The organism is Archangium violaceum (assembly GCF_016859125.1).
Taxonomy (GTDB): domain Bacteria; phylum Myxococcota; class Myxococcia; order Myxococcales; family Myxococcaceae; genus Archangium; species Archangium violaceum_A.
Genome location: NZ_CP069338.1, coordinates 12534714 through 12561213, shown reverse-complemented (window position 1 = coordinate 12561213; position 26500 = coordinate 12534714). Strand labels below are relative to the sequence as shown.

Here is a 26500-nt window from a genome sequence, read left to right as displayed (position 1 = left end):
CCACTTGAAAGGTTGGCCAAGCACTCCAGCCCGCGGGGTGCGACTCCCGAAAAACGCACCCTCCCCCCCCATGGTGAGCGGTTGTAGGCAAGATGCGGCCTGTGGAGGCCCACCTGCCGCCAGCGCCTCCCAGCCAGGGGCCTCGGGGGAGCTGACCAGGGGCTGCGCTCCATCCGTCCCGGAGCCCGGGGAGGTGCTCCAGACCGGGCTGCTGGTGGCCCTGCGCCGGGGGCGCCACACTGAGGAATGCGGCCATTCGTCCCCGCGCCTGGGCCGCCACCAAGGGCCCATAACCCCGCAGAAACACAAGCTGCCGCGTGCGCCAACTGCCGCTTTTCTCCCTTCTCGGCCATTCGGCGCAGCGCCCCCAGGCTGCGAGGCCTCCGTCGGGGGCACGTCCAGGGCGAGCCCGCCGGCACTCCCGGCCCGGCTGCCCGGACTCCGCGCAGGGGGCGCCAGGGCGCCGCAGCGCGAGCGCAGCCGCAACGGGGCGATCCTCGGCCCTTTCGCGCGCCCTGGGCCAAGCACGGCGCTCTGGGGCCGGAGCTGGAGGACCTGGCGCTGTGCCTGGAACTGGCGGCGCGGGCGGAGGCTCACGGCTCGTCCTCCTCGCCCCCGCCTGCGCTTCTGGCCTGGGGCGTCAATTCCCCAACCGCGTCCTCGGAGGGGCGGGGCGGGGGCTCCCCATCCCCAGTCGTAATTGAACGAGCCCCGGAAAGTGAACGCGCCTCCCGTGGAACTGAACGGCCCTCGGGAAGTGAACGTGCCTCGGGAAAGTGAACGCCGCCCTCGCTGGAGGGAGCCGGGCTGCTCGCGGGCCGTGCATCGAGAAGTCCCTGCTCGCGGGCTGTCGCCTCCCGCACCTCGCGCATCATCCGGGCGTGGCGCGCCTGCAGGTCCTCGAGCGAGAGCGAGGCGTGGATCTCCTGCCGCGAGTCGGCGCCCCCGAGGACGTACTCCTTGAGGCGCACCATGGTGTTGAAGTCGGTGGGGTTGTCGAAGCGGACGCGGCCCTCGCCGAGCGCCTTCTCGAAGTTGAGCAGGTAGCTGTCGATCATCCGCACAGCGTCGTCCTTGGAGACGGCGATGGCGGTGGCGCGCAGTTCGACGAGCTTCTGATCGGCACGCGCGGCGATGCGAGCTTTGGCCTCCTCGCGGCGGCGCTTGCAGTTGTGGCTCTGGGCGTAGTTGCCGATGAGGCTGGTGCTCACGCCGTAGCGCTCAGCCAGCTCTCGGTGCGATGGGTAGACGGTGGTGGTGGAGCCATCCGGCAGGGTGACGACCTCGCCGAAGACGAGCAGCTTGTCGAGCTCCTCGTAGGGGATGCGCGGGGCGTCCGCCTTGTGGGGACGACCGCGGGGGCGGCGCGAAGGTGCAGGGGCAGATTCCGACTCAGGGGGGAACTGGAACTGCCGGGCGGCGGGCTGGGGCTCTGGTGTCGCGCTCTCTGCTTCGAGCGGTGGAGGCTCCGCCCGATGCTGGAACGTCACCCTTTCTGCCTGGGACGGCGGGGGCGGCTCGTCTTGAGGCGGCGAGGGCTCGTCTGGGGTGGGTAGGGACTCCTCCGCCTGGGGAGCGAGGCACTCGGGCCTGCTCTTGGGGAGCACCACCCGCTCTACGGGCTCTCCTGCGAGGAAGCGCTGGCGCCGGCCCTGGCAGTCATACTGCTTGGCGTACTGGGCGATGAGGCTGTGGGCGACGCCGAAGCGCTGGCCGAGTTCGCGCAGAGAGGGGAAACGCCGGGTTGGCTTCCCATCGTCCCCAGCGACTTCCTCACCCTCAACGAGGAGCCGATCCACCTCCTCGTAGGGCAGGCGCGGGCCCTCGCTCTTGCGTGGCCTTCCCGCCTTCTTCTGCGCCGCGTCCGGCATGCTCGCCCTCTTCAGAAGCCACTGGCCTGGGCGAGCGGGGACGCGGAGAAGAGCGTCCGCAGTCGCTGCAGGGCCCGTGTCCGCTGCCGCTTGAGACGCTGGTAGGCGCGCTCGCGCGTCTGTTCATCCCCGGCAACGGTGCGATGGACGTAGTCTCGGAGTCGCTCCCTCCGTAGGACGGTGGCGACGAGCACCTCGCGCCCACGCGCGGAGAGCGCCCCATCTGGCAGCTGCGCCAGCAAGGCAGGCAGTGTCTCCCGCTCTTCCTCGGGAGGCTCCTCCACGCTGGGCTCGAGGAGCCCCAGCTCGGCGGCATCGGAGGCCAGCTCGTCCGCAGCGGCGGCAAGTTGCTGTTCCGCTCGCTCGCGGCGAAGGGTGCGGAACACGAGCCGTTCCGTCCGTTGGCGGAGCCGGAGGGCGGTACGGGCCTTGCGATCGTTGAGTGGGACTTGCTCCAGCGCCGAGAGGAAGGCCGTGAGAACGAGCTGGTCGAGATCCTCTCGCGACAGGGAGCTGGCCACCAGCCGGTGCCGGAGCCGGCTGAGCATTGGGTAGAAGGCGGCGACGAGCGCCTGGGTCCAGAGGGGGCCTGCGCCAGCGCGGTGCTCGGCCAGGAGCGCCTGAGCGAGGGCTTCGCGCTGGGGGTAGGTGTCCTCGCGCTCATCGGCGAGCGCCTCCAGCACCGAGGCCATGTTCTGGTGGCACGCAAGGGCGGGCTGCTGGGGGCGGGCCGCTGCGAACGCCACCAGGTGCTGGGAGGAGAGGGCCTCCCGCCGCAACTGGTCCACCATGCCGCGCAGGCTGCTCATCGCTCCCGCCCCTCCTGCCGCGGAACCAGGGGGCCGTGCTTCTTGAGCCACTCCACGCACATGAACTCGTCAGCGCGGGCGCAGCCACCGTTGGATAGGTAGTGGACGCATCGAGTGCTCTCGCTGCGGGTGTACTTGTCGCAGGTGATTCCGGGGGGACGGTCCGACTCAGGGGTCGGCTTGATGAGGTCTGTGAGCGCCATCCGCGATCCTCGTGGGGTGAGCTGCTGGTGCAGAGGAAAGGCGGGGGCGGTCAGCGAACTGGGACAGCGGGGTGCCTGCCGAGTAGCTCCGAGAGCTGCGGCACGGCGAGCACGAGGGCGCGTCGGCGGTCACCGGGGCGGAAGCGGACCCGAGCGGAGCAACTCAGGATGACTTCGGGCCAGAGCTGGCGGCCCTGGCGCACCAGATGCCGCACCTCTCGCCGGTGCTGCGAGATGCGGCCGAGACGCTGCAACTCGGGGATGACCTTCTCCAAATGCAGCGCGAGCCGGTGTTCCTCCGGCACGGCGTAGTGCACACCCTCAACGAGGAGGCCCTCCGCGATGGCGGCCTGGATGGCGAAGAGCAGGTGAGGCAGCCGACCCCGCTCTTCCTCGGCACGGGCGCTGGCTTGGCTCACCGTGCGGTTGAGTCGCGACGCCGTAGTGCGGGTGACGAGGCCGGCGCGCACGAGCTGGGCGAGCACTCGCTGGAATTGGAGGACGAGCGCGCTGCTCCCCGCTTCGGGGGCTTCAGGGCTGGGGACATCTGGAGGGGCGGCGACGTGAGTACCTTCCATGCCCGGTGAAAGGCGGCCTTCCGCTTCGCGGTGGGACACGCCACCTACGCCGGGCCGCCGTGGCCACCTCCAATCCCGTCCCGTCCTCGGCGTGGCCACCGGATTTCGCTCGTACTTTCAGTAGGTTGTCTCGCCCGTGGACAGTGGACAGCGCTTTGGAGGGTAGGCACAGGGTTGAGCCAGGAGTCCTTCTTCGGTGGGCGGGGTACCCCAGTGCCGCTCGCAAGAAGGCACGCGCTTGGTAGCCCTATGCCCAAAATGGCTGTCCACCCGTCCACTCGAACTCTTTCTCTAATAAACTATTGAAATATCTAGACTCTTTGGGTGGACAGAAGGGTGGACGGGACAGAATTCAAACCGTCCACCGCGTCCCGGTTTTCAGTGCAGTGAACCCTCTCGTGTCGGCCGCATACCCCTGGGGGTAGCCAGCGGCGGTAGTGCTCCGCCCCCTTGTGCCCATCTCTGGCTTGGGCTGTTGGGGCGGAGCTGGGCCAGCGCAGGGGGGAGGGGGGAGAGGGGGGCCGGATCTTGGCCCGACTTCCCCTCCTGCACTCCCCCCTCCCTGCGTCCGGGATGCAGGGGCCATGTTTGCGAGATGGCGTACTTTGCATTTGAGCTTCGATCGCGAAATCCGGACCCCGCTGGCGCTCCACGCGTTCAACACCGCGAGAAGGAGGCGGGGGGAACTGGCGCCCTTCCCCGAGCCAGCGGCTCTCGTGGCCTTCTTGACGGGGAGCGACGGCAGTCCGGCCGACAAGAACCGCATCCTGGTCGCCCTTGTCGAGATGGTTCAGCAGCACGAGGCGCCCGTCTTGGCGTCCTCATTGCTGTGGCTGGCGCTCTGGCCTGGACTTGATCGGCGCTTCCGTCTGCTGCGGCGGTACTTCACGGGGACTCAGGACGAGCTCGTCTCGGCGATCACCACCGCCTTCACGGTGCTCGTGGCCGGCCTCAACCTCGGCCGGGTGAGGCACGTCGCGGGGACGCTCTTGCGCAGCACCATGCGCGAGGTCATCACGGAGGCGCGCCGCACCAGCAAGGCCCTGGTGCCTGCCGATGGGGGCGTGCACCTACACCGCGCAGAGGTCGGTCTCCCAGCACTGGAGGACTCGGTGCTCGGCGTGGGCCTCATTCTCCCCTTCGAGGAGCAGATGGCCCAACTCCTCGGCCGGCTGCGCCCCATCCTCGGCATGGACGCGGAACTGGTGCTCTACGTGGTCGTCCTCGACGAAACCCAGCGAGAGGCGGGGACGCGCCTCGGCCTGTCGCACGAGGCCGCCCGCAAGCGGTTCCAACGCGCCCTCACCCGGGTGCGCGAGTGGCTTGAGCAGCTGCTGTCCCAGTCGTCCCTGCCAGGCTGCATTTCTCAGGGGGGTAGGGCTTGAGCGCCAGATGGAGGCCAATGATGGACTGTGAGCACGAGAGCCGGGAACCGGACGACTTCATCCGACTTCCGGGGCTCTTCCGGCGCTGGGAGATCGATCAGGTCGTCGATCCCGAGGCTGACTTCCACCTTGAGGAGGCTGGGGCTACTTCCGATGGCACGCAGCTCTTCGCCGTGTACCGCCGCGAGCGGGCTCATGCGTCCACTGGGAGGGAGGGGTGAGATGAGCCCTCACCTGTGGCCGCGAGCTGAGCAGCCAGCAGCCTGTCCCCCTCCGAAGGGGGGCTCTTGGTGCGGGAACGCCTGCGCATGAGCGCACCTGCTCCGAACCCCGAGGCTATTCGCTCGACATGGCGCTGGCTCGCTCATGCCGCGCATGGCGTGAGCGAGGTCCGCGTCATTCTCCCGGGGGCTGGCATCCTCGGTATCGGCTTCTTCGATGACGAGGAGGCCTTCGTACGCGAGTGCATGCGCGCGAACGACAACGGGAACGTCTACGTCGGTATTCAGCCGAGGCCGCTGGGCCTTCTCGCCCGTGCGCCGAACACCATTCGACCTCTCAAGACTGGAGCGGGAAGCAAGGACGTGGAGGTGGTGACAGCCACTGTCATCGATCTCGACCCTGTTCGCCCGAAGGACACCGCAAGCACCAACGAGGAACTCGCCCTGGCCGTCCAGAGCGCTGAGGCTGCCGCGGCATGGTGCGAGGCACAGGGGCTCGTGCGCCCTCGGCTCGTCATGAGCGGAAACGGGGCTCAGCTCTGGTTCGCGCTGCCGCCGCTTCGGCTCGAGGGGGAGCGTCGAGGCCTGGTCCAAGCTGGCTTGCGAGCCTTCGAGGCAGAACTACGCGCCCAGGTTCAGTCCAAGAGCATCAACGTCGACTCTATTCATGACGTCGCGCGCATCATCAAGGTTGTTGGCACCGTCAGCCGGAAGGGCAAGCCGACCGCTGAGAGGCCTCATCGCGTTGCAGCTGCTCCCGGAGGGCTCATGCGCATGGAGGATGCGCGGCTGGCCGAGCGGCTCATGCAGTCGGTGCCCGCTGTCCAGGGGGCTGTACGAGAGCGGAGCACGCTCCCCCGTGTACAGGGAGCGCGGGGACTGGAACTGGGCGCAGTGAAGGCTCGGAGGACACCCGAGGGCGAGTACGATTGGAAGCGCCCTGTTGAGATGTGTGGGGCGATTCAGCGCCTATGGGATCAAGGTGCTGAGGACCGGAGCCTCGCCATCTTCGACATGGTGCGCTTCTTCATGCACAAGGGGCTCGGGCTCGACGAGCTCACCCTGCTCATTCTCGACTACGACCGGCGGCTTCTCGGCAAGCTCGAGGGCAGGGACGGGCCTGCGTATGTTCGCCAGTGCTACGAGAAGATCCTCGCGACAGCTCATGAGGATGGTTGGGTGGCGCCCCCATGCCGCTCACTCCAGAGACTCGGCTACTGCCAGGGCGGCGGCGAGCCAGGTGCTCGCTGCGAGGTCCAACAACTTACTCCGGACATCGAGAGGAGCATCGACGCCGTGCCGACGGATGCGCCCGTGCGCGAGCTCGAGCAGCACCTCAAGCCTATCCTCGGTGCCATCGCGCAGCGAGACCCCGCCGTGCAGGGGAAGTATCTCGGGCTCATCGAGAAGCGCTTCGGGCTCAAGCAGAGGGATCTCCGACGTGCTCTTGAGCGTGCTTCGACTGGGGCTGTGCGGCAGGGGAGGAACAGTCGGGAGGACGGAGCTGCGGAGGAGGAAAGTGCCCTTGAGGGCGAGATCCACGAGGGAACGAACTGCTACTACTCTCTTGGAGCACGTGGAGAACGAAGGGTTGTCTCTTCCTTCATCATTACACCAACGGCGCGGGTGGAGACCGAGGATGGTGAACTCCTCGTTGGAAATGTGCGAACGGACCAGGGGACGGCTCTCGAGGGGCTGCGATTCCCGCTCTCGGCCTTCCACTCCAAGCGCGACCTCATCCGGCACCTCCCATCGGCGGACCTGCAGTGGACGGGGAACGACAACAATGTCCAAGGGCTTTTGCGCTTGCTCGCGCGCCATCCAGCACCTCGCCGCCCGGGCGCCTCGATGCTCGGCGACTACAAGCAAGGCGATCACCACATCTGGCTTGGCCCTGACTGCACCATCGGGGTGGATGGATTCCTCTTTCCTCCACCCGTGGTCTACGTTCCAAGCGGCGGCTCGCTGGACCAGCGCGTGCGCTACCAACCAGCGGAGGATGTGGCTTTCCAGAGAGTTGCGCGCGTCGTCTTCGAGCATCTGCCGAACGTCAATCGCCCAGAGGTGTTGCTGCCCATCCTCGGCTGGTTCTTCGCAACGCCGTTCAAGCCCCGTCTCATGGAGCGAGTGGGTTCTTTCCCCAGCCTCTTCATCTGGGGAACGCAGGGCTCGGGCAAGTCGAGCCTCTGCATGGACGTCTTCTGGCCGCTCTTTGGCGTGCGCGCCGCCGAGCCCTACAGCGCGACTGAGACAGAGTTCGCGCTACTCAAGCTCCTTTCTTCGACACGCTCGGTGCCCGTTTTCATCGACGAGTACAAGCCGTACGACATGCCGCAGCAGCGGCTCAATGTGCTGCACCGATACCTGCGGCGCCTCTATCGCGGCGAGACGGAGGAGCGTGGGCGTCCGGACCTGCGGGTGAAGACGTACCACCTGCAAGCACCTGTCTGCATCGCAGGTGAGACGAGGCCCACGGAGGCGGCCATTCTTGAGCGCATCCTGACAGCGAACCCTCTGAAGACGACGCTCAAGGAGAAGCCGGCCTGCCTGGCTGCGTTCAAAGCGCTCAGAGCCGTGGAGCTCTCGCTCTTCGCACCGCGCTACATCCAGTTCTGCCTCGGGCGTGACTTCGACACTGACCTTCGGCTTGCGCGTGCGGTCGCCACCACGCTTCTGGATGGCAGGGAGGTGCCCGTCCGCGTCGCGGAGAACATCACCGCGATGCTCCTTGGCATCCACCTCTTCGAGGAGTTCGCGAGCTTCTGTGGGTACTCGCTGCCGGTCGACTTGGGGGCTCGCGCGGCAGTAGATGCCGTACTCGTCGATGTTCTTGAGATGGGACAGGGCGTCAAGAACGCTCTCGATCACTTCGTTGAGATGCTCGGCGTCATGGCCATCCAGGGCGAACTTCGGCATCGTGTCCACTACGTTTTCGATGATGGGCGGCTGTGCGTACACCTTGAGAGTGCCTATGACTCGTTTCGGCAGCATTGCCGTCGCATCGACTACACGAGCGAGGTCGTCGACCTGAAGGCGCTCCGGCGCCTCATCCACGAGAACCAGCTCCAAGGTGGCTACGTGGTTGCCGAAGGCGAGCGCATCTGCTTCGCCGGTAAGGCGAACCGTAGGCGCGCCATCATCATCGACCTTACCCGTACTTCGCTCATCTCTCCCGACGACTTCCCACAGCCTGATGACGAGCGCGACACGCGCGAGAGCTTCAAGTCCCGCTATGGCTGGAGCGACGCCTCATAGCAGGGAGTGGTGGCACGGCATCCACGCTGCCAGGCGCACCGAGGCGCCGAGCTTCGCTCAGGAGGAGCGCCGCCTTCTCAATACCCTCCTCTTGGCTGGCATTGGGTGCGATACGCCTCCCAGATTTCGTCGTGGTCGTCGTCATGCTCACCCATGAGAAATTCGCGAGCGACGCATCGAGCACAATATTCTCCGGGGGGACGCCGAGTCGCACGCGCCCCGTACCTCGGCCGGCTTTGATGATGGCATCGAGTTCGTCCTCTGACAGGCCGGGCACGTCATGAGAGGCGAGTTCTTCTCGGAGACGCTCAAGGGCTTTGTTCGCCTTCTTCACGACGTCTGCCGCTGGACGCGGGGTGAAATCACCAACGAGGGCTGCTTTGTTTCGCCACCCATCGCGCCTACCGCCGATGCGTCCCGCGGCGAGGAGGAGCAGCTGCGTGAAGAGCACGTCGCTCTTGCGAAAGCCGCCGAAGTCGTGACCGTTCACGAGGAGAACGTGGCGATCGGGTTGTGTCTCGAAACGGAGGTGGATGAAGTCGACGTCAAGTTCGGAGTTCTCTCGCGAGGCGGCGCGGGTTCGGTAGTCGGGGTCGAACATGTCGAGCCCGCGGACGAGACCAAGGTGGCCGTCCGCACCGTCGAGCAGCTCAAGGACGGCAATGCGCTCACTTGGGTGGAACGGTACGCGCGGGTCCTTTGCAACGAGCACAATGAGGCCGTCGCCGCCCAACTGCTTCCTCAGTCCAAGACATGCTTGCTCGAAGCCGAGCTTCGCTGACCGGAGCCAGACAACAGGAACCGTGCAGCCACGCTTTTGCAGCAGCCCGACGGCCACGAAGGGAGCGGGCACGGGCTGGGTGAGTTCGACGAGGCCGTTCAGCTTCCGCAGAGCCGCGAATACAAGGGACGCGCGGCAGCGGAGCGAGTTCACCTCATGTTCCGGCACCCACATCCATCCAGGCCAACAGTAGGGGGCATTCGGGCAGGCCACCCCGACGAGTCCATCGCTGATTCTCGTTTCAACGTCGAGATTCGGTGTGCATCCGTGCTCACAGCCAGGAGGCTCGTACCCGTCGGCCTTGCCGTACTCAAGGACTCCCTCGGCCACAAGGAGCGAGGGCTCCAGGTGCGCGGCCAGCACCTCGGCATAGCTGACGCGAGCGGGATCAGCTCGCCGTATCTTGGAGAATAGGAGCGGCCACGGCCGCCTGGTGGACGGTGGCATCGATGCCCCACTCCTTGAGGTAACGCCTGATCACTCGATCGCGATCTGTGTCGCGTAGGTTCGAACTGCCGGGATTGAAGAGGCTCACCGTCCGCCACTTCGAGCGACCGCTCCCTTCGAACTGGAAGCGCAATTGGACGCCTTCAACGACGTCGTTGGTGAGGTCGATGCCGTAGCCGTCGAGCGCCTCGTGCGTCTCTTTGACGGACAGGCCCGGCTTCAGCTGAATGCTGATGCGCCGCACATCATCGTGCTGCGGGCGTGCGACGATCTTGACGACACAGACATCCTCAATCTTGTCCGCGAGGCGCGTTGGGAAGTCGAAGTTCGGGCTGCGGAGAGGGTCGAAGCAGAACTTCGGGTTCTTCGACGTGTCCTCGAAGTAGTCGGGCTCCCCGACGAAGATCTTCGCGAAGAGGTCGCGCAGCTTCTCTCGCTCTACCTTGCGCGCTGCCTTCACTTGGAGGGTTGCGGTCTCGAAGTGGAAGACAGCGGCAATGCGAAGAACCGGGCGCTGCCATTCAGGCGCAACGACGCCCTCGGTGTTGAACCGGTCCATCGGCGTCACTTCATCCTCGTAGTAGACGAAGAGCGCGAACTTCTCCTTGTTGGCGTAATCCTCGATCTGGCAGCGTGCACCCAGGGCTGTCTCGCGGAAGTGCTGCTGCATCGCCTCCCTCATCTGTTGCTTCGACGTCGAGGATGGCTCAAGCGCCACGTGGCGCCGCCCACGATACTCCGTGCCGTGCTCCATGCTATCGACGGTGTAGTTCTTGTAGGCATCGAAGAATGAGCGGCGGCTGTCGATGAAGAGTCGGAGCGCGAGGTCCTGCGTTGTCCATGCGCGGCTCTCCTCGACAAGATTCGCTTTGCCGTTGGTCCAGACGGCGCGGGCGGTATTCTCGAGATACGGTCTTGCGTGCGTCGAGCACATGTCGTTGACCGGCAGCAACTCTGTCTCGAGGCGGCGCTGCTGATCTTCGGGGAGTGCTTTCCATGCTCGGTAGAGCTGGTCTCCCGGTGGTCCCTTGTCATTCACCATGAGATTGACGCCCGAACTGCCCGTGAACAGAGTGACGACCTCAGGAGTCAGGTGGCGGAAGAACGATTTCGGGTTCCACTCTCTATGCATCCAGCGTCTCCCCCAGGCTCCACCTCCAGGGCGGTGCTCCTGGGGGAGCGTCGGAACCCGTGGGGTAGAGCGGTTTCGGTAGGACTGATTCCGACGATCTACGGCGGGGAAGGGGGCTCGTCCAGGGGGGGGGCGGGAGCGAAAACCAGGATGTCCCACTCTGGAGTCTTCGCCTGCTTTTCCCTGGTGATGAGCGCGAAGACCCTGTCCCCCATCACCTGGAACAGCCAGCCAGCCTCCATCACCGACGAGGCGCGCTCGGCCCGCTTGGCGGATCTTCGCCAGCGCCGCGCTGAGGCGCTCGACGTCATCGCCGAGGGACTCTTCACCCTCCTTGTGCGCGAGCAGCAGGCGCATCCAGAGGAGCGGGCAAGCAGGCGAGGGGGTGGTGTAAGTGCCTGAAATCACTCTGGCTCTCGCCTTGTCTTCCAGCGGGGACAGAGCCGTCATGCCCCCTGCCCGCGAGCATGAGGCTCGCGAGGAAGGAGGCACCACCATGGCCAACCACCCCGGCCGAGCCCGCGCTGCCGCACGCGAGCTCGGCGACGTTCCCACCCAGCTCGCGGCGCTGGAGCACATGTCCGTGCCCGAGCTGGCGGAGAAGTACCGCGAGCTGTACGGCGAGCCCACAGGCTCTCGCAACAAGGACTACCTGCGTAAGCGCCTCGCCTGGCGTATCCAGGAACTCGCCGAGGGGGGGCTGCCCGAGCGGGCACTGGCGAAAATCGTCGAGCTCGGAGACGAGCTGCCGGAGCGGTGGAGGATGCGGCAGGCGGCGCTCCACCCCACGCCGCCCGCCCAGAAGAGAGACCCGCGGCTCCCACCTCCCGGAACGGTCCTCGTCCGCCTCTTTCAGGGAGTGGAGCACCGGGTGACGGTGCGCGAGCAGGGTTTCGAGTACCAAGGCGAGCTGTACAAGACGCTCTCCAGCATCGCCCGGCGCATCACCGGCACCGCGTGGAATGGCTTCCTCTTCTTCAACCTGCAGAAGCCCACCGGCCCCCAGCCGAGCCCGGAGGCAGAGCGATGAGCAGCGAGATTCCGTTCCACGCCACCCGTATGGGGTACCGGTACTACGAATCGACGCTGCCGGCGCTCGTGCGACAGCTCACGCGGCTCAATGACAATCTGGAGCGGTTGCTGGCGCTCGCCGAGCGCGGCAAGCCCTCGGAGGGTGAGCAACCTCAGCCGAAGCGGGAGGGCGTATGAAGCGGCGACAACCGAAGGCACCCGCCCCCAACGAGACGAAGCGGTGCGCCATCTACACCCGCAAGTCCACCTCCATGGGGCTGGAGCAGGAATTCAACAGCTTGGAGGCGCAGCGCGAGGCGTGCGCGGCCTACATCCAGCGGCAGCCCGGCTGGGTGCTCGTGCCCGAGCGGTACGATGATGGGGGCTTCACCGGCGCCAACCTTGAGCGCCCCGCCTTCCAGCGGCTGCTGGCGGACCTCGAGGCGGGCAAGGTGGACGTGGTGGTCGTCTACAAGGTGGACCGGCTGAGCCGCTCACTGCTGGACTTCGCGAAGGTGATGGAGCGGTTCAACGCCGCGGGAGCCTCCTTCGTGTCGGTGACGCAGAACTTCTCCACTGCGGATGCCATGGGGCGGCTCACCCTCCACATGCTGATGAGCTTCGCGGAGTTCGAGCGGGAGATGATCGCCGAGCGGACGCGGGACAAGATGGCGGCGGCGAGGAGGAAGGGGAAGTGGACGGGGGGCCCGGTGCCGCTGGGGTACGAGGTGCGGGACAAGCGCCTGGAGGTGAACGAGCTGGAGGCGGAGGTGGTGAGGGAGGTGTTCGAGCTGTACCAGCAGCACGGGGGCCTGGGGCAGGTGGCGCGGCTACTCAACGAGAAGAAGCTGCTGCCGAAGCCGACGCGGGTGAGGAGGGGGAAGAAGGCGCTCGGGTGGACGAAGGGGGCGGTGGGCAGGGTGCTGCGCAACCCGGTGTACGCGGGGTTGATGCAGAGCGGGGGTGAGCTCTTCGAGGGGGAGCAGCCGGCGCTGGTGGAGCGCACCCGCTGGCAGCGGGTCCAGCGGATGCTGGAGGGGCGGGAGAAGGCGGTGGGGACGCGCGGCCTCAACCCGGCCTACGTGCTGCGAGGGCTGCTGCGCTGCGGAGCCTGCGGGGAGGCCATGACGCCCGGCTCCACTCGGCGGGGGCAGAAGGAGTACCGCTACTACCGCTGCACCACGCGCGACAAGCAGGGCAAGGAGGCGTGTCCGGTGAAGGCGCTGCCGGCGCCCGCCATCGAGGAGTACGTCATCGCCCGCATCATTGAGGCGACAGCGGACGGGACCCTGGTGGCGGAGGCGCGAGCTGCGCTGGAGAAGTACCTCCAGGTGCGGCGAGAGGGGCTGAAGAAGCGTCGGGCACAGATGCCAGCGGAGATTGCAAAGGCCTCGACCAGCGTGGCGCGGTACGTGGCGGAACTGACGCAGGTGGAGGGCAGGGCGCGCGAGGCGGTGGCCCAGCGTCTGGAGCAGGAGAGCGAGCGGCTGGCGGTGCTGGAGGGGAACCTGGCCGAGGTGGAGCGCACCCTGGAGGCGCTGGAGGAACAGCGCGCCGAGGGGGAGTGGGTGGCTCGGGCCCTTGGGGACTTCGCCCGCGTGTGGGAGGTGCTGACGGCACCCAACCGGGGGCGGCTCCTCCGGGCGCTGGTGGAGAAGGTGGTGGTGGACGAGCAGGGCGAGCAGGTGGAGGTGCACCTCGTGAACTTCGCCGCGGACCCCGAGGTAGGCGCCTCTGCCCCGGGGGCTGAGGGACAGGAGGTTGCGGCATGAGCGACGCCACCCCCGAGGAGAAGTCGCAGCCCGCCGATCGCCGAGTGCTGGTGGGGACACTGTTCCGCGAGAAGCGGAAGAAGCGCGTGGTCTTCCAGGAGGCCCCGCCACCCCCGCCGCCAGCTCCCGTTCGCCGGCCGGCGCTCGTGGCCCGGATGCTCGCCCTGGCGCACCACATCCAGGGGGCCATCGACCGGGGGCTGGTTCCGGACCGGGCAACGGTAGCTCGGCGGCTGGGGCTGACGAGGGCTCGGGTGACGCAGTTGCTGGACCTGCTGCTGCTCGCGCCGGACCTGCAGGACCAGGTGCTCCACCTGGAGGCGGTGGATGGGGTGGAGCCGCTCAGCGAGCGGGCCCTCCGGGCGGTGGCCCACGCCGGGCGCTGGGTGGAGCAGCGGGCGGCGTGGGCGAAGCTGATGGCGGAGCGCGCCGACGAGACGAACCGCCTATGACCCGAAAAGGGCACGCGCGCGTCCACCGGTAGCCCGTTCGGACTCCCGGATCGCTCCTCTGGTCTTTTCGACTCTAGTCGGCTCTTGTGGGCTGGGCTGGCTCCGCGTACCCTGCTCCGGTGCGCAGTGGTCCCCACCCAATCGGAGCGGAGCCGATGACGACAGAGCCTTGGGCTTCCGTAGAAGACGTCGCCAAGCACCTCGGGGTCGCGAAGGATTCCGTCTACCGCTGGATCGAGAGCCGGAACCTCCCCGCCCACAAAATCGGGCGCTTGTGGAAGTTCAAGCTCTCTGAGGTCGACGAGTGGGTGCGAGCGGGCGGCGCTGACGCCGACGATGGCGCCGACAGGGGAGGCGCCCGGTGAGCACGGATCTCGACCTCGATCGCTTGCTCAAGCTGCGCCTCGTCGTGGCGCGCTTCGGCGAGATGGACCTCGCGAAGTGGTGGAACACTAAGGGCCAGCTCGGACGCCTCGGTGCTGCTGCCCTTCGGCGTGGCTTCCCGCGCACGCACCGCTTCGCGCAGGCGCGCTCGGTGTTCGCGGTCGCCGCCCACCGCTGCTCCGAGGTCTTCGAGCCCCCCGGTTGCGTCACGCTCTGGCGCCTACCCGAGTCCATCGAGGAGGCCTTCGACGCGCGCTGGGAGCACTGGCTCGACCACGCGGGAGAGTGGACCGCGTTCTTCGAGAAGCTCGAGTCGCTCTTGGGCACCGACCTCATCGAGGTCCTGCGCGCCTTCGAGCTGGTCGAGGCGCGCGACGTCGAGGCCTACGGCAAGCTGAAGCGCTCGGCCGAGGGCCGCGCCGTCCCGTTGCCAGGCATCTTCTCAGGCACCGACGCCGACGTCGCGCTCCTGGCGCTCGGCTTCGCGCGCGGCGAGCCCTCCGCGCTGGCCGTCCCCTACGCGAGGAAGGCCGAAGCATGAAGGCTGGCTCGCGCGCGAACGTCGCCTCGTCCTTCACCGTCGTGAAGGGCGCGATGATCGAGGAGACCTACGCCGTGTTCGCGGCGTGGGACTTCGAGCGTTCGAAGCGCGAGAACCTCGACCGCCTGCGTGAGCAGAACTTCATCGGCGCGAAGAGCGCCACATGGCTCCGCGACGTCGCCAAGGTGCTGAACCGTCGCTTTGACCCCGACCGCCGCGACCGCCCCCTCGTCGTGCTGGCGAAGCGCGGTTTGCCCATCGAGGAGTGGAAGCCGCTGCTCCTCTGGCACATGACTCGCGACGAGTTCCTCGTCCGCGACTTCCTCGAGAGCTGGCTCTTCAGCGCCTACGACGGCGGCGCGTTCCGCGTCCACACCGAGGACGTCGAGAAGTACCTGGGCGACATCGGCAAGCGTGGCGGCACAACCGAGCACGCGTGGTCCGAGCAGACCACCAAACGCGTGGCGGCGGGCCTGCTCAAGATGGCCGTCGACTTCGGCCTCCTGCGCGGCTCGGTCGCCAAGGAGTTCGTCTCGTTCCACCTACCCGAGCGCAGCTTCCTCTACCTGCTCCACGCGATGCGCGACGCGAAGCTGAGCCCGTCGAAGCTCGTCGCCTCGGCCGAGTGGCGCCTGTTCCTCATGCGCCCCTCCGACGTCGAGCACGAACTGCTGCGGCTCCATCAGTACCGCAAGCTCGAATACCAGGTCGCTGGCAGCCTCGTGCAGCTCTCGCTGCCCTGCAACACGACCACCGAGTACGCAGAGAGGATGGTTGCATGAGCGACCTCGAACACCGCATCAAGCAGAACCTTGAGCCCGTCCTCGAGCTGCCCGACCCCCGGCAACGCATCAGCGCGTACCACGACATGCCCTACGCGATCTTCCGCTATGACCCGGAGGACGAGTTCCCGCTGCGCCAGCAAGTGAAGCTGCTGGAGACTCGCCTCGAACAGAAGGGCAAGCGCGTTCACCGCATCTCGCTGGCCCAGTGCCTCGACGCCGCCATGCGCCTGCAGCGCCCGCTGCCTGAGTGGTTCGACGTCGAGCGCGAGCTCGGCACCGAGACCGTGGTCGAGACGGTCCACGCTGTGCTCTCCGAGGGCGAGTCGTCGCTCGTCGACCTCGTCGCGTCGCAGCTCCCGGAGGATGGGGACCCGCTCCACGACATCGTCTTCATCCTGCGCACCGGCGCGCTGTTCCCCGTGTACCGCACCTTCTCGCTGCTCGAGCAGCTCAAGGGCCGCGTCCACGTTCCAACCGTTCTCTTCTACCCCGGCGACCTCGATGGCGCGGCAGGCCTGCGCTTCATGGGCGTGCTCGACGCGGAGCACAACTACCGCCCGAAGATCTTCTGAGGACCATGACGATGACGACGCCCATCAAGACCCTGTTCGCGAACGACATTCACCGTCGTATCGAAGAGGTCATCAAGGTCGACCAGACTGACGAAGAGATCATCCGCGACGAAATCAACGAGTACGTCATCACGGACGCAATCCGCACGCACTACACCGGCATCTTCGAGGCGTACCGCGAAGCTCCGAACAAGCCGACCGACGGCGTCTCCATCTGGGTCTCGGGCTTCTTCGGCTCCGGTAAGTCGAGCTTCGCCAAGATGCTCGGCCTCTCCGTCGCGAACCGCACCGTTGCGGGCGAGTCGGCCGCCGAGCGCTTCGCGGACCGCGCCGGCGACAAGAAGCTCCAGGTCCTGCTCAAGGCCATCAACGAGAAGATCCCGACGCACGCGGTCATCTTCGACGTCTCGACCGACCGAGGCATCCGCAGCGGCAACCAGACTCTCACCGAGATCATGTACGGGCTCTTCCTCCAAAGCCTCGGCTACGCGAAGGATCTCGATCTCTCGGAGCTGGAGATCGGCCTCGAGGAGAAGGGCCAGCTTCAGAAGTTCGAGGACGAGTACAAGCGCCTCTTCAAGAAGGAGTGGTCCAGCGAGAAGGGCAAGGTCGCCTTCGCTCTTTCCGAGGCGAGCCGCGTGCTCCACAGCCTCGACCCCGACACCTACCCGGTCGCTGATTCGTGGGTGAAGGCCGTCAAGAACAAGGCCGACATCACGCCGGGCAAGCTCGCAGAGCGCGCTGGCGAGCTGATGAAGCGGCGCAAGCCCGGGCTCTCGCTCATCTTCGTGGTCGACGAGGTCGGCCAGTTCGTCGCCCGCGACGTCCAGAAGATGCTCGACCTGCAGGCCATCGTGCAGCAGCTCGGCGTGAAGGGGCGTGGCAAGCACTGGGTCGTCGTCACGTCGCAGGAGAAGCTCGGCGAGCTCGTCTCCGGCCTCGACGACAAGAAGATCGAGCTGGCCCGCTTGATGGACCGCTTCCCGCTGCAGGTCCACCTAGAGCCGAGCGACATCTCCGAGGTCACCAGCCGCCGCGTGCTCTCGAAGAACGCGACCGCGCAGACTGCACTCGGGAAGCTCTTCGACGAGCACCGGGGACGCCTCACCGAGCACACACGGCTCACCGCCGACATCAAGCTCCCCGAACTGACGCGCGAGGCCTTCATTGACCTCTACCCGCTGCTGCCGTACCAGATCGACCTCATCATTCAGGTCGTCTCTGGCCTGCGAACCCAGGGCGGCGCCAGCAAGCACGTCGGCGGTGCGAACCGCACCATCATCAAGCTCGCGCAGCAACTCCTCATCAACCCCGCGGTGAACCTTGCCGATGGCGCGGTCGGCGACCTCGTGCGGCTCGATCAGGTCTACGACCTCGTCGAGGGCAACATCGGCTCCGAGGTGCGCGCGAAGATCGCCGCCATCTCGAAGATGGTCGACCACCCGCTCGCTCAGCCGGTCGCCAAGGTCATCTGTCTCCTCCAGTACGTGAAGAGCGTCCACCGCAGCGCGGAGAACATCTCGGCTGCCTTGCACGGCAGCGTCGGAGGAGACTCGCAGCTCGCCTCGGTGAAGGAGGCCCTGCGGGCGCTCGAAGCGGCCCACCAGGTGCGCCACGGCGACGACGGCTACCGCATCCCCACGCCCGCCGAGGACGACTGGGAGCGCCTGCGCAACGGGATCAGCCCGAAGCCAGGCGACTCGCACCGCCTCTACCAAGAAGTGCTCTTGGGCTTCTGGCAGCCGCAGCCCTCGCACACGCTCTTCGACACCAAGACCTTCAAGGCGGGCCTCGCCATCCACGGCCGCGAGCTCACGGCGGGCGACATGATGTTCCAGGTCCACCTCGCCGAGGACGGGAAGGACTTCGACGGCCTCGCCGCCGAGCTGCGCACGCGCAGCCAGCAGGAGCGCAAGCACGTCTTCTGGGCCATCGCGCTCACCGACTCCATCGACCGCGAGACCGTCGAGCTGTTCCGGTCGAAGGAGATGCTCGCGCGCAAGGAGCGCGAGACCAAGGGTGAGGACACGCCCGCCCTCATCGCCGAGGAGCGCGTTCGCCTGCGCCGCCACGGCGACGAGCTGCGTCGGCTGTTCAAGGCGGCGGCGCTCTCGGGCCGCATCTACTTCCGGGGCAACGACCGCAGCCCCAGCGACCGCGCCGTCGACGTGGGCAAGACGGTCGCCGAGGTGCTCGGCACCGTGCTGCCCGAGGTCTTCGACCGCTTCAAGGAGGCCGCCGCCAAGGCAACGGACGTGAAGAAGGGCACCGACGCGCTCTTCACCGCCGAAAACCTCCAGGGCTTGCCCAGCGTGTTCGGCAGCATCGGCCTGCTCCGCGACGAGAAAGGCAAGACCGTCTTCCGCACCGAGAGCGGCCCGCTCAAGGAGGTGCTCGACCGCATCGAGGAGCGCGCCAACTACGGCGACACCGCGAGCGGTCGCTACCTCACCGACGAGTTCGCCAAGGAGCCGTTTGGCTGGGACTTCGAAGCGGTGCGCCTGCTCGTCCTGTCGCTGCTCCGCGCCGGCAAGATCGAGGCGACCAGCAAGGGGCAGACGCTCGACACTGTCACCGGCATCGAGGCGCGCGACACCTTCTCGAACAACAACCTGTTCCGGCAGGCGTCGTTCCGCCCGAAGAAGGGCATCGAGTTCGAGGAGCTGGTGAAGGCCTCCGAGGCCTTCAAGGACACCTTCGGCAGCGAGGTGAAGGAGCTGAACGCCGGCGCGATTGTCGCTGAGCTGCGCAAGGAGGTCGCGCGCAACGAAGACACCGTCGCCTCGGCGCTCGGCACGCTCACCGCTCATCGACTGCCCGGTGGCGCAGTGCTCGACGGCGCCATCGGCCAGATGAAGGCCATCCTGCGTGGCTCCGAAGACAACGCCATCGCGACCTTCAACACGAGCCACCGCGCCATCAAGGACGCCATCAAGCGCGCCGTCGAGCTGGAGCAGGTGCTGAGCGACCCGCGCCTCCACGACCTCGAGAGCGCGCGCAAGGCGCAGAGCAGCCTGTGGAGCTTTCTGAGCCAGGAGGCGGACATCTCCGACGACCTGCGCACGCGCGCGACCGAGCTCGAAGATCTCTTGCAGCGCGAGACCTTCTTCAAGGAGCTGCCCACCATCGAGCAACACACCAGGGCGCTGGAGACGGAGTACCAGAAGCGATTCGACGAGGCGCTCGACGCCCGCGTTGCCGCGTACACCAAGGCCTTCGACAAGCTCGTGAAGACGCCGGGCTGGACGGAGATCGACGAGGGCCAGCAGCGGCGCCTCGCGGAGCCGTTCGAGCGCGGGCAGAAGCGCGACGAGGGCCGCGTGCCGATCCCGCAGCTCCGTGCCGACCGCGACGCCTGCGGCGGGCGCCTCAGTGCCGCCATCGCCGAGCTGCGACGCATCATCGACGGCGAGCGCGTCGTCACCGTGAGCGTCGGCAGCTATTTCGCCGGAGGCGTCGAGACCGAAGAGCAGCTCGAAGCTGCACTCGACGGGGTACGCGAGGAGTGCGCGCGCCTCATCGGCGCTGGCAAGAAGGTCATCGTTCAATAGGGGCCCGAGAGATGGACAAGGACACACGCAACGCCATCGAACGCGCCACCCAGAAGGCGCGGAAGCTACTCGAGGAGGATTTCTCCGCCCAGCTCGAGGGCGACTTTGATGTCCATCGTGACGGAACTGTCGCGGCGAAGGCGGGGGGGCATCTTTCGGCGAGGCAAGCGTTCGCGCGCGAGCGCATCGTTGCCGCCATCGAGCACAAGCGCTCCGCTGGGATGAATGCCGCGGATTCGGTCGCCGACTACCTGCGCGACGCCGCGTTCACCACGCTCAACCGCTTCGTCGCCCTCAAGATGCTCGAGGCTCGCGAGCTGGTGCAGGAGTGCATCACCAAGGGCGAGCAGTCAGCGGGCTACCGCGAGTTCTGCGGCATGGCGCCGGGCCTGCCGCTCCTGCCCGACAGCGCCGGCTACCGGCTTTACATCGAGTCCCTCTTCGATGAGCTATCGACCGAGGTGAAGGTCCTCTTCGACCGGCGGGATCCCTCGTCGGTGCTTTGGCCCAGGCGCCAAACGTTCGAGTCGCTGCTCGCACTGCTGAACGAGCCCGAATTTGCGCCTGCGTGGAAGGAGGATGAAACGCTCGGTTGGGTTTATCAGTACTTCAACTCGCCCGAAGAGCGGCGTGACATGCGTGAGGAATCGCAGGCCCCGCGCGATTCTCGCGAACTAGCCATCCGCAATCAGTTCTTTACACCCCGGTACGTGGTTGAGTTCCTTGTCGACAACACGTTAGCCCGGCAGTGGGTGGAGATGTACGGTGCCGCGTCGTCGTTGCTCACGAAATGCGGCTACCTCGTTGTTCCTCGCAATGAGCAGTGGGAGCCGCGAGCCGCGAAAGATCCACGAGATATTCGAGTCCTCGATCCCGCGTGTGGGTCGGCCCACTTTCTCCTGTATGCATTTGACATTCTGACAATCATTTACGAGGAGGCCTGGGCGCGCGCAGACTGGGCGCCTGAACTCGGGGGAGCCACCCTCAGAAGCGACTATCCGAACATCGAGGAGCTGCGAGCTGCCGCGCCGGCGCTAATCCTCCGCCGCAATCTTTTCGGCGTTGATATTGATGATCGCTGCGCACAGATCGCAGAGCTCGCCCTTTGGATGCGTGCGCAATCCTGGTGGACGCGCAACGGAGTCCGGCGCGAGTGCCGTGAGCCCATATCTCGCACCAATATTGTCGTGGCAGAACCGATGCCAGGGGAATCGGAGCTGCGCGTCGCGTTTGCGGAGAGCGTCTCGCCGCCTCCGTTGCGGATACTTTTTGAAGCCATCTGTGAACGCCTTGAGCTGGCGTCCGAACTCGGTGTGCTCCTTCGCATCGAGGGAGAGATGCGTCGACTCGTGTCCGATGCTGAGTCGTCCTCGCGGCAGGGGAGACTTTTTGATCAGACCGCGGAGGGCTCGTCGGACTTCTGGCATGTTGCCGAGGAAAGACTCGTTCAGCAGCTCGCAAGCTACTCCGAAGCCGCGGCCGGTCTTGTAGGCACTCGCCGTCGCCTGTTCAGCGAGAACGCAGCTCATGGCGTAGCCCTGATTGACCTCTTGCAGACGCGGTTTGACGTCGCGCTGATGAACCCGCCATTCGGAAAGGCTTCAACCCGCGGGAAGAAGTACTTCGACGATGCGTACTCGAACTTCAAGACGGACATCGGCCTCGCATTTGTTTCGCGAGTGACCGAGCTCCTGGCACCAGGAGGGCTCGTTGGTGCAATCACGTCGCGGAATTTTCTCGCGGTAGACACTTTCAAATGGTTCCGCCAGCATGTTCTGCTCGACGCGGCGCCGCCCGCCGTCTTGCTCGATCTCGGGTACGGGGTCCTTGATGCGGCGATGGTCGAGGCTGCTGCGTTCGTTCTCGAGCCAGGGCGCAGTGGAGAGTCCACTTTCTATCGGGTGCTGGAGTCGCGCGAGAAAGAGACCGCGGTTCGCGCCCACTTTCTCCACCGCGAAGATCGCCGAGACGTCACGAAGTGGACTCACTCGGTAGCGGAGTTTCGGCGAGTTCCACTGCAGGTGCTCTGTTACTGGCTGCCGAAGGCGGTCTTGGAAAAGATTGTTTCGCTTCCGCCTCTGGCTGAGTCCGGCGGGGCGGCACGCCATGGAATGCAGACCACCGATGATTTTCGGTTTCTGCGTCTTCGGTGGGAGGTAATTGGCGGTTCGGCTGGTCGATGGGTCCCGATCGCGAAGGGCGGCGAGTATCAGCCGTTCTGGGAGGATCTCACCCTTACAGTTGATTGGGGAGCGAACGGCTATCTCCTAAAAGCGTACCTGGCTGACAAGCGGCTTCGCCTCCAAGGGTCAGCGGATTGGACGCCCTGGCTCAACCACAGCGAATACTACTTCACCGAGGGTCTCACCTACCCGGAGCGAACAACGAGTGACTTCAGTCCGCGCGTCTTGCCGCCTGGTGCAGCTTTTAGCGGCACGGGCATAGCCATTCAGTGCGCCAGCCGCGAGAAGTGCCTGGCCTATCTCGGCGGTGCTTACACGCGCGTGTTCAAGATGGTGACCGAGAGCTTCGTTGGCTCCGGCGACAACGCCTTCTCGGGCTCGGCTGCGAAGCGATATCGCTCTGGCTTACTGAACCAGATCCCCGCACCCCTGGTAGATGCTGACGACGACACCCTGGCGCGCGTCGTAGAGTCCGCCTCCGTCTACTGGCACCTGGCCTCCATGGACGAAACGGCGGCTACGTTCGCCGGCACATTCGTAGGCAACGCGATCGGCATCCATGAAGCGGCGACAGATCTTGCCCGATGGAAGCTGAACGCCTTCGCCAAGGTTCTGCGGCACAACGAGGCGATCGAGAAGACGGTTCGTACGTACTATTCCCTTGCTGACGAAGAGTCGTCGCTACTGGACGACCTCGTCGGCCCGCACCCGAACTCGTACCCGGTCCTGGAACAGGCGCGTCGCGACGACGCTTTGCGGCTCTATGAAATGAGTCCTGAAGGGCTGATGGAGCGCGCTATTGCCGAGCTTGGTGCGCGCCGGCAGCTCACCAAGAAATCGTACATTTCGGATCGAAAGCTTGAGCTTGTCGCGCACCTTCTGGGCGCCTCGGCGTCGACCGTTGCCGAGGTCCTCAGTACGGACTTGTCGGCAGGCGAGGCCGAGCTCCAGGAGGCTGCGGCCAAGGAGCTGAGCTTTGCGATCGGTATTGCCTTCGCTCGGTGGCGCGCTGATGCGCGCCCCGCGCTCGACAGGACGCTCACGCTCGAAGAGTTGTTCGCGCGTCCGTCCGCAGGAGCTGCACGGCGCGAGGCGAGCAAACCGGTCGTCCTTGTCGATGACGCGGGACATGCGTCAGACATCATCACTGCGATAGAGAACGCGCTAGCCGCCCGCTGGGGTGAGCGCGCCGATCCGGTATTCGAAGAGATTGAGAGGGCGCTCTGCGGACAGGAGCGCGATCTGCGCTCCTGGATCGCGAAGCGCTTCTTCGAGCTTCATGTAAGGCGATACCAAGACGCCCGCAGAAAAGCCCCTGTGTATCTGCAGATGGGCTGCAAGAGCTCCCGGTATTCGGTTTGGCTCTACTACCCGACCATGACCCAGGAAACGCTGTTCGCCGTCTTGCAGGATTTCGTCTCTCCGAAGATCCGGCATGAGGAAGCCGTGCTCGCAGAAAAGCGCAGTTCGGCGGGTGAGAGCGCGCGCCAGCGGCGCGAGCTGCAAGGCCAAGAGAGCTTTCTGGAGGAATTGAAGCAGTTCGCGGAGCAACTGCGGATTGCGGCGAACCTCTGGGCGCCTCACCATGACGATGGGACTGTTGTGGCGTGCGCGCCACTATGGCGTCTGTTTCAAGGCCAGCGCGCGTGGCAGACCGAGTGCCGCGAAGCGTGGCACTCGCTTGAGAGCGGTGAGTTCGACTGGTCCCACACGGCTATGCACGTGTGGCCAGATCGTGTCGTACCGAAATGCGCCAAGGATCGCAGCCTCGCCATCGCCCATGGGCTTGAGGACGTGTTCTGGGTCGAGGGCACCAACGGCAAGTGGACCGCCCGCAAGACGCCGACCAAGAGCGTCGACGAGCTCGTGAAGGAGCGCACGTCGCCCGCCGTGAATTCGGCGCTGAAGAGCCTGCTCGAAGCGCCCGTGGCGAGCGGCAAGAGCACCGGGCGCAAGGGCGGTGGCCGTCGCAAGGCCGCTGCCGCCGCCGAGGGAGGAGACGCCTGATGCACCCGCTTCACGACTACGTGGCCAAGCAGCTCGCCGACAAGCTCAAGGACCGTCGCGTCGTCGTCTGGTACGACGAGCGCGGCGAGTTCCGACCCTTCGTCGATGAGGTGCGCGGTGGGCCGCGCGCGGCGAGCGAGCCCGTGGCGGTGGGCGTCGCCGGCATCAAGGCGAGCCTCGCAGAGTACGCGGGCTCGCTGTTCGAGCTTCGCGCTGTCGTCGAGCCCCTCGTCAGCGGCGACAAGCCCGACGCGCTGGTCGTCTACATCCCCGGCCTCGCCCATGACGCGAAGGCCTCGGTGCTGATGGAGTTGGAGAAGGCCGGTCGCACCTGGAAGCCCGAGCTGAAGCAGCTCGCCAAGAACGTTCTGCTCCAGAAGTACACGCTCGGCGTCGTCGACGAGATGCTGCCCTTCGATCGCAAGGTTTCCTACGAGGACCTCGCGCTCGCTGCGGCGGGCAACTCGGGCGCGGAGCCGCCGTCGATCTTGAAGAGCATCTTCCACGATGCGAGCGGCAACGATGGGCTGCTCACGGCGTGGCTCGTGAGCGACGCGCGCGACGCCGAGATCGTCAGCAAGGAGGCGACGCGCGAACTGACCAAGCTCGTCAAGGCACGCTTGGGCTTGGACCTCGTGGCCGACTCGCCGCTCGCGAAGCTGCGCGCCATCGTGCTGCGCTTCGTGCTCGCAGGCGAGTTCCGCCTCGACCTCTCGTGTGACGCGCCCGCCTCACTCGACAGCGTCGCCAAGCCACCCACGAAGGACGAGGAGTCGGCCGTGCGCGAGCTCGCCCGGCGCCTGCGCACCGGCCACGCCGACACCTACGCGACGCTCGCCGACCGCGTTGAGGAGGAGCTGGGGCTCAAGAACGCCAAGCTACCCCCCGGCGCGCTCGGTTCCATCGACACGTTTCGCTTCGAGGAGCGCGCGCTGCTCCGTCACGCCGGTGATCTCATCGCGAACGGCAAGTTCGAGGGCGCTCTCTCGCTCGTGTCCAAGCGAGAACAGAGCTTCTGGCTTGACCGTGACGTCGCTCGGAAGGCCCAGTGGGAGGCCACTCGGCGCATGGCCGAGCTCGGCCATTTAGCGGTCCAAGTGAAGGCAGCAGTCGGGAAGACCTCGGGAGATGCAGCGGCGTGGCTCGACGCCTACGTCACGCAGTCCGGGTCCGGCTGGTTTCGCCTCGACCAGGCCCAGCGACGTCTCGAGTTCGTCGTCTCGAAGCTCGATGAAGACCCTGATGAGCGCCCGCTCGCGGTCGTGCGCCGCGCCTACGAAGACGCGGTCCACACGATGGCCGAGGGCTTCACCAAGGCCCTCGGCAAGGCCGGGTGGACGGTGCCCAGCGCTCTGCACCAGACGCGCATCTGGAGCGAGGTGGTTAGCGCCAAGCCCAAGCCCGTCGCCTACTTTCTCGTCGACGCCATGCGCTTCGAGATGGGAGTCGAGCTGGCCGAGCGTCTGCCGAAGACCTCTGAGGTCGCTGTGCGTGCGGCGGTAGGCGCGCTCCCAAGCATCACGCCCATCGGCATGGCGGCACTGATGCCCGGGGCCTCGTCGAGCTTTTCGGTCGTCGAGGAGAAGGACAAGCTGGGCGCTCGCATCGACGACGCCTTCCTGCCCGACCTTCTGGCCCGCAAGAAGCACGCTGCCGCGCGTGTGCCGAAGCTGGTCGACCTCGCACTCGACGAGCTGCTGTCGTTGCAGCCGTCGAAGCTGGCGAAGAAGGTCGAGAGCGCGCAGGTCGTCCTCGTGCGGTCCCAGGAGATCGACCACGCAGGCGAGACCGGCTTCACGTTCCAGGCGCGTCAGGTGATGGACAGCGTCATCGACAACCTCAAGCTCGCTATCGGCAAGCTGGCCAAGGCGGGCGTCGAGCACGCGGTGGTGAGTGCCGACCACGGGCATCTGTTCTTCGCCACCGACCGCGACGAGTCGATGCGCACCGACGCGCCAGGCGGCGACAGCGTCGAGTTGCACCGGCGCTGCTGGATCGGGCGCGGCGGTGCGACGTCGGCGGGCTGCGTGCGCGTCTCGGCCACGCAGCTCGGCTATGCCTCGGACCTCGAGCTGGTGTTCCCGGCGGCCACAGGCGTCTTCAAGGCGGGCGGTGACCTGGCCTTCCACCACGGCGGACCGTCCCTGCAGGAGATGGTCATCCCAGTGTTGACCGTGCGCACGAAGACGCGCGACTCGGCGCGCCCGTCGGCAGAGCCGCTCGAGGCCAGCGGTCTGCCCGAGGCGGTGACCAACCGCATCTTCAGCGTCACGTTCATCTACGGCGCGAAGCAGATGCTGCTCGGCGCGACGGGCATCCAGGTCCGGCCGCTGTTGATGGCGGCTGGGAAGCAGGTCGGCGCGGTGGGCATGGCGGTGGACGCTCAGTTCGATCGGGCCACGGGCACCGTGAAGCTCGAGCCGAACAAGCCAGTGACCCTCGCCTTTTTGCTGAGCGACGAGAGTGTTGCCTCGCTGCGCGTCGTGGTGCAGGACCCGACGACCGACGCGGAGCTTTACCGATCGCCCACCGATATCCCGGTTCGACTTGGAGTGTAAGC

General features: G+C 66.4%; 21 protein-coding genes. 15 read left to right on the top strand and 6 right to left on the bottom strand.

Features of this window, described 5'->3' with window-relative positions; translation table 11 throughout:
* Nucleotides 1-593: 593 nt before the first annotated feature.
* From JQX13_RS55205 to JQX13_RS53065, 4 genes are read right to left on the bottom strand one after another with little or no spacing between them, the layout of a single operon-like run.
* The gene (locus JQX13_RS55205) at nucleotides 594-1871 is read right to left on the bottom strand and encodes an AT hook motif domain protein (RefSeq protein WP_239014414.1); all 1278 of its coding nucleotides are present in this window, start codon (nucleotides 1869-1871) and stop codon (nucleotides 594-596) included.
* Between the two features lie 11 nt (nucleotides 1872-1882).
* Nucleotides 1883-2680 (bottom strand): hypothetical protein, encoded by a 798-nt coding sequence (locus tag JQX13_RS53075; protein ID WP_203406955.1) that lies wholly within the window; start codon nucleotides 2678-2680, stop codon nucleotides 1883-1885.
* On the bottom strand, nucleotides 2677-2883 hold the full coding sequence (locus JQX13_RS53070) for a hypothetical protein (RefSeq protein ID WP_203406954.1): 207 nt from the start codon (nucleotides 2881-2883) through the stop codon (nucleotides 2677-2679). Before JQX13_RS53070 ends, JQX13_RS53075 begins: the two co-directional genes overlap by 4 nt.
* A gap of 50 nt (nucleotides 2884-2933) precedes the next feature.
* Entirely contained in the window at nucleotides 2934-3368 is a 435-nt protein-coding gene (locus JQX13_RS53065) for a hypothetical protein (protein WP_203406953.1), read from the bottom strand.
* A 704-nt stretch (nucleotides 3369-4072) separates the two neighbouring features.
* Here JQX13_RS53065 and JQX13_RS53060 point away from each other — a divergent pair.
* The 3 genes from JQX13_RS53060 (at nucleotide 4073) to JQX13_RS53050 (ending at nucleotide 8322) form a co-directional block, all read left to right on the top strand.
* Nucleotides 4073-4846 (top strand): hypothetical protein, encoded by a 774-nt coding sequence (locus tag JQX13_RS53060; protein WP_203406952.1) that lies wholly within the window; start codon nucleotides 4073-4075, stop codon nucleotides 4844-4846.
* A 17-nt stretch (nucleotides 4847-4863) separates the two neighbouring features.
* The gene (locus tag JQX13_RS53055) at nucleotides 4864-5067 is read left to right on the top strand and encodes a hypothetical protein (RefSeq protein ID WP_203406951.1); all 204 of its coding nucleotides are present in this window, start codon (nucleotides 4864-4866) and stop codon (nucleotides 5065-5067) included.
* 159 nt (nucleotides 5068-5226) lie between these two features.
* Complete coding sequence (locus JQX13_RS53050; RefSeq protein WP_239014413.1) at nucleotides 5227-8322, top strand: hypothetical protein; 3096 nt, start codon at nucleotides 5227-5229, stop codon at nucleotides 8320-8322.
* On the opposite strand, the gene JQX13_RS53045 is transcribed toward JQX13_RS53050, so the two are convergent.
* Entirely contained in the window at nucleotides 8288-9433 is a 1146-nt protein-coding gene (locus tag JQX13_RS53045) for a hypothetical protein (protein ID WP_203406950.1), read from the bottom strand. The genes JQX13_RS53050 and JQX13_RS53045 overlap by 35 nt on opposite strands.
* A 58-nt stretch (nucleotides 9434-9491) precedes the next feature.
* A complete protein-coding gene (locus JQX13_RS53040) occupies nucleotides 9492-10682 on the bottom strand; it encodes a hypothetical protein (RefSeq protein ID WP_203406949.1) in 1191 nt (396 codons plus the stop codon).
* Nucleotides 10683-10832: 150 nt separating this feature from the next.
* On the opposite strand from JQX13_RS53040, the gene JQX13_RS53035 reads away from it, so the two are divergent.
* From JQX13_RS53035 to JQX13_RS52980, 12 genes are all read left to right on the top strand, one after another.
* The gene (locus tag JQX13_RS53035) at nucleotides 10833-11084 is read left to right on the top strand and encodes a hypothetical protein (RefSeq protein ID WP_203406948.1); all 252 of its coding nucleotides are present in this window, start codon (nucleotides 10833-10835) and stop codon (nucleotides 11082-11084) included.
* A 94-nt stretch (nucleotides 11085-11178) separates the two neighbouring features.
* Nucleotides 11179-11712, top strand: a complete 534-nt coding sequence (locus JQX13_RS53030) for a DUF2924 domain-containing protein (protein ID WP_203406947.1) — start codon at nucleotides 11179-11181, stop codon at nucleotides 11710-11712.
* Complete coding sequence (locus JQX13_RS53025) at nucleotides 11709-11891, top strand: hypothetical protein (protein WP_203406946.1); 183 nt, start codon at nucleotides 11709-11711, stop codon at nucleotides 11889-11891. The genes JQX13_RS53030 and JQX13_RS53025 overlap by 4 nt, the downstream gene beginning before the upstream one ends.
* Nucleotides 11888-13465, top strand: a complete 1578-nt coding sequence (locus JQX13_RS53020; RefSeq protein ID WP_203406945.1) for a recombinase family protein — start codon at nucleotides 11888-11890, stop codon at nucleotides 13463-13465. Before JQX13_RS53025 ends, JQX13_RS53020 begins: the two co-directional genes overlap by 4 nt.
* Nucleotides 13462-13917, top strand: coding sequence for a hypothetical protein (locus JQX13_RS53015; protein ID WP_239014412.1), 456 nt, complete (start codon nucleotides 13462-13464; stop codon nucleotides 13915-13917). Before JQX13_RS53020 ends, JQX13_RS53015 begins: the two co-directional genes overlap by 4 nt.
* A gap of 155 nt (nucleotides 13918-14072) precedes the next feature.
* Nucleotides 14073-14282 carry a helix-turn-helix domain-containing protein gene (locus JQX13_RS53010; protein WP_203406944.1) on the top strand — a complete coding sequence of 70 codons (210 nt, stop codon included), beginning with the start codon at nucleotides 14073-14075 and terminating at the stop codon, nucleotides 14280-14282.
* Nucleotides 14279-14842: a BrxE family protein gene (locus JQX13_RS53005; protein ID WP_203406943.1), complete on the top strand. Its 564-nt coding sequence runs from the start codon at nucleotides 14279-14281 to the stop codon at nucleotides 14840-14842. The genes JQX13_RS53010 and JQX13_RS53005 overlap by 4 nt, the downstream gene beginning before the upstream one ends.
* Nucleotides 14839-15624 carry a BrxA family protein gene (locus JQX13_RS53000; RefSeq protein WP_203406942.1) on the top strand — a complete coding sequence of 262 codons (786 nt, stop codon included), beginning with the start codon at nucleotides 14839-14841 and terminating at the stop codon, nucleotides 15622-15624. The genes JQX13_RS53005 and JQX13_RS53000 overlap by 4 nt, the downstream gene beginning before the upstream one ends.
* Complete coding sequence (locus JQX13_RS52995; protein WP_203406941.1) at nucleotides 15621-16199, top strand: BREX protein BrxB domain-containing protein; 579 nt, start codon at nucleotides 15621-15623, stop codon at nucleotides 16197-16199. Before JQX13_RS53000 ends, JQX13_RS52995 begins: the two co-directional genes overlap by 4 nt.
* An 11-nt stretch (nucleotides 16200-16210) precedes the next feature.
* Entirely contained in the window at nucleotides 16211-19750 is a 3540-nt protein-coding gene (brxC, locus tag JQX13_RS52990) for a BREX system P-loop protein BrxC (RefSeq protein ID WP_239014411.1), read from the top strand.
* 11 nt (nucleotides 19751-19761) lie between these two features.
* Nucleotides 19762-23940 (top strand): BREX-1 system adenine-specific DNA-methyltransferase PglX, encoded by a 4179-nt coding sequence (gene pglX / locus JQX13_RS52985; protein WP_203406939.1) that lies wholly within the window; start codon nucleotides 19762-19764, stop codon nucleotides 23938-23940.
* A complete protein-coding gene (locus tag JQX13_RS52980) occupies nucleotides 23940-26498 on the top strand; it encodes a PglZ domain-containing protein (protein ID WP_203406938.1) in 2559 nt (852 codons plus the stop codon). Before pglX ends, JQX13_RS52980 begins: the two co-directional genes overlap by 1 nt.
* Nucleotides 26499-26500 lie beyond the last annotated feature (2 nt).

What these genes read in the sequence shown, in the direction of transcription:
- JQX13_RS53000 (WP_203406942.1), top strand. Translation starts at nt 14,839, where the DNA reads ATGAAGGCTGGCTCGCGCGCGAACGTCGCCTCGTCCTTCACCGTCGTG.
- JQX13_RS53035 (WP_203406948.1), top strand. Translation starts at nt 10,833, where the DNA reads ATGTCCCACTCTGGAGTCTTCGCCTGCTTTTCCCTGGTGATGAGCGCG.
- JQX13_RS52980 (WP_203406938.1), top strand. Translation starts at nt 23,940, where the DNA reads ATGCACCCGCTTCACGACTACGTGGCCAAGCAGCTCGCCGACAAGCTC.
- brxC (WP_239014411.1), top strand. Translation starts at nt 16,211, where the DNA reads ATGACGACGCCCATCAAGACCCTGTTCGCGAACGACATTCACCGTCGT.
- pglX (WP_203406939.1), top strand. Translation starts at nt 19,762, where the DNA reads ATGGACAAGGACACACGCAACGCCATCGAACGCGCCACCCAGAAGGCG.
- JQX13_RS53015 (WP_239014412.1), top strand. Translation starts at nt 13,462, where the DNA reads ATGAGCGACGCCACCCCCGAGGAGAAGTCGCAGCCCGCCGATCGCCGA.
- JQX13_RS53040 (WP_203406949.1), bottom strand. Translation starts at nt 10,682, where the DNA reads ATGCATAGAGAGTGGAACCCGAAATCGTTCTTCCGCCACCTGACTCCT.
- JQX13_RS53030 (WP_203406947.1), top strand. Translation starts at nt 11,179, where the DNA reads ATGGCCAACCACCCCGGCCGAGCCCGCGCTGCCGCACGCGAGCTCGGC.
- JQX13_RS53070 (WP_203406954.1), bottom strand. Translation starts at nt 2,883, where the DNA reads ATGGCGCTCACAGACCTCATCAAGCCGACCCCTGAGTCGGACCGTCCC.
- JQX13_RS53010 (WP_203406944.1), top strand. Translation starts at nt 14,073, where the DNA reads ATGACGACAGAGCCTTGGGCTTCCGTAGAAGACGTCGCCAAGCACCTC.
- JQX13_RS53020 (WP_203406945.1), top strand. Translation starts at nt 11,888, where the DNA reads ATGAAGCGGCGACAACCGAAGGCACCCGCCCCCAACGAGACGAAGCGG.
- JQX13_RS53055 (WP_203406951.1), top strand. Translation starts at nt 4,864, where the DNA reads ATGATGGACTGTGAGCACGAGAGCCGGGAACCGGACGACTTCATCCGA.
- JQX13_RS52995 (WP_203406941.1), top strand. Translation starts at nt 15,621, where the DNA reads ATGAGCGACCTCGAACACCGCATCAAGCAGAACCTTGAGCCCGTCCTC.
- JQX13_RS53075 (WP_203406955.1), bottom strand. Translation starts at nt 2,680, where the DNA reads ATGAGCAGCCTGCGCGGCATGGTGGACCAGTTGCGGCGGGAGGCCCTC.
- JQX13_RS53025 (WP_203406946.1), top strand. Translation starts at nt 11,709, where the DNA reads ATGAGCAGCGAGATTCCGTTCCACGCCACCCGTATGGGGTACCGGTAC.
- JQX13_RS55205 (WP_239014414.1), bottom strand. Translation starts at nt 1,871, where the DNA reads ATGCCGGACGCGGCGCAGAAGAAGGCGGGAAGGCCACGCAAGAGCGAG.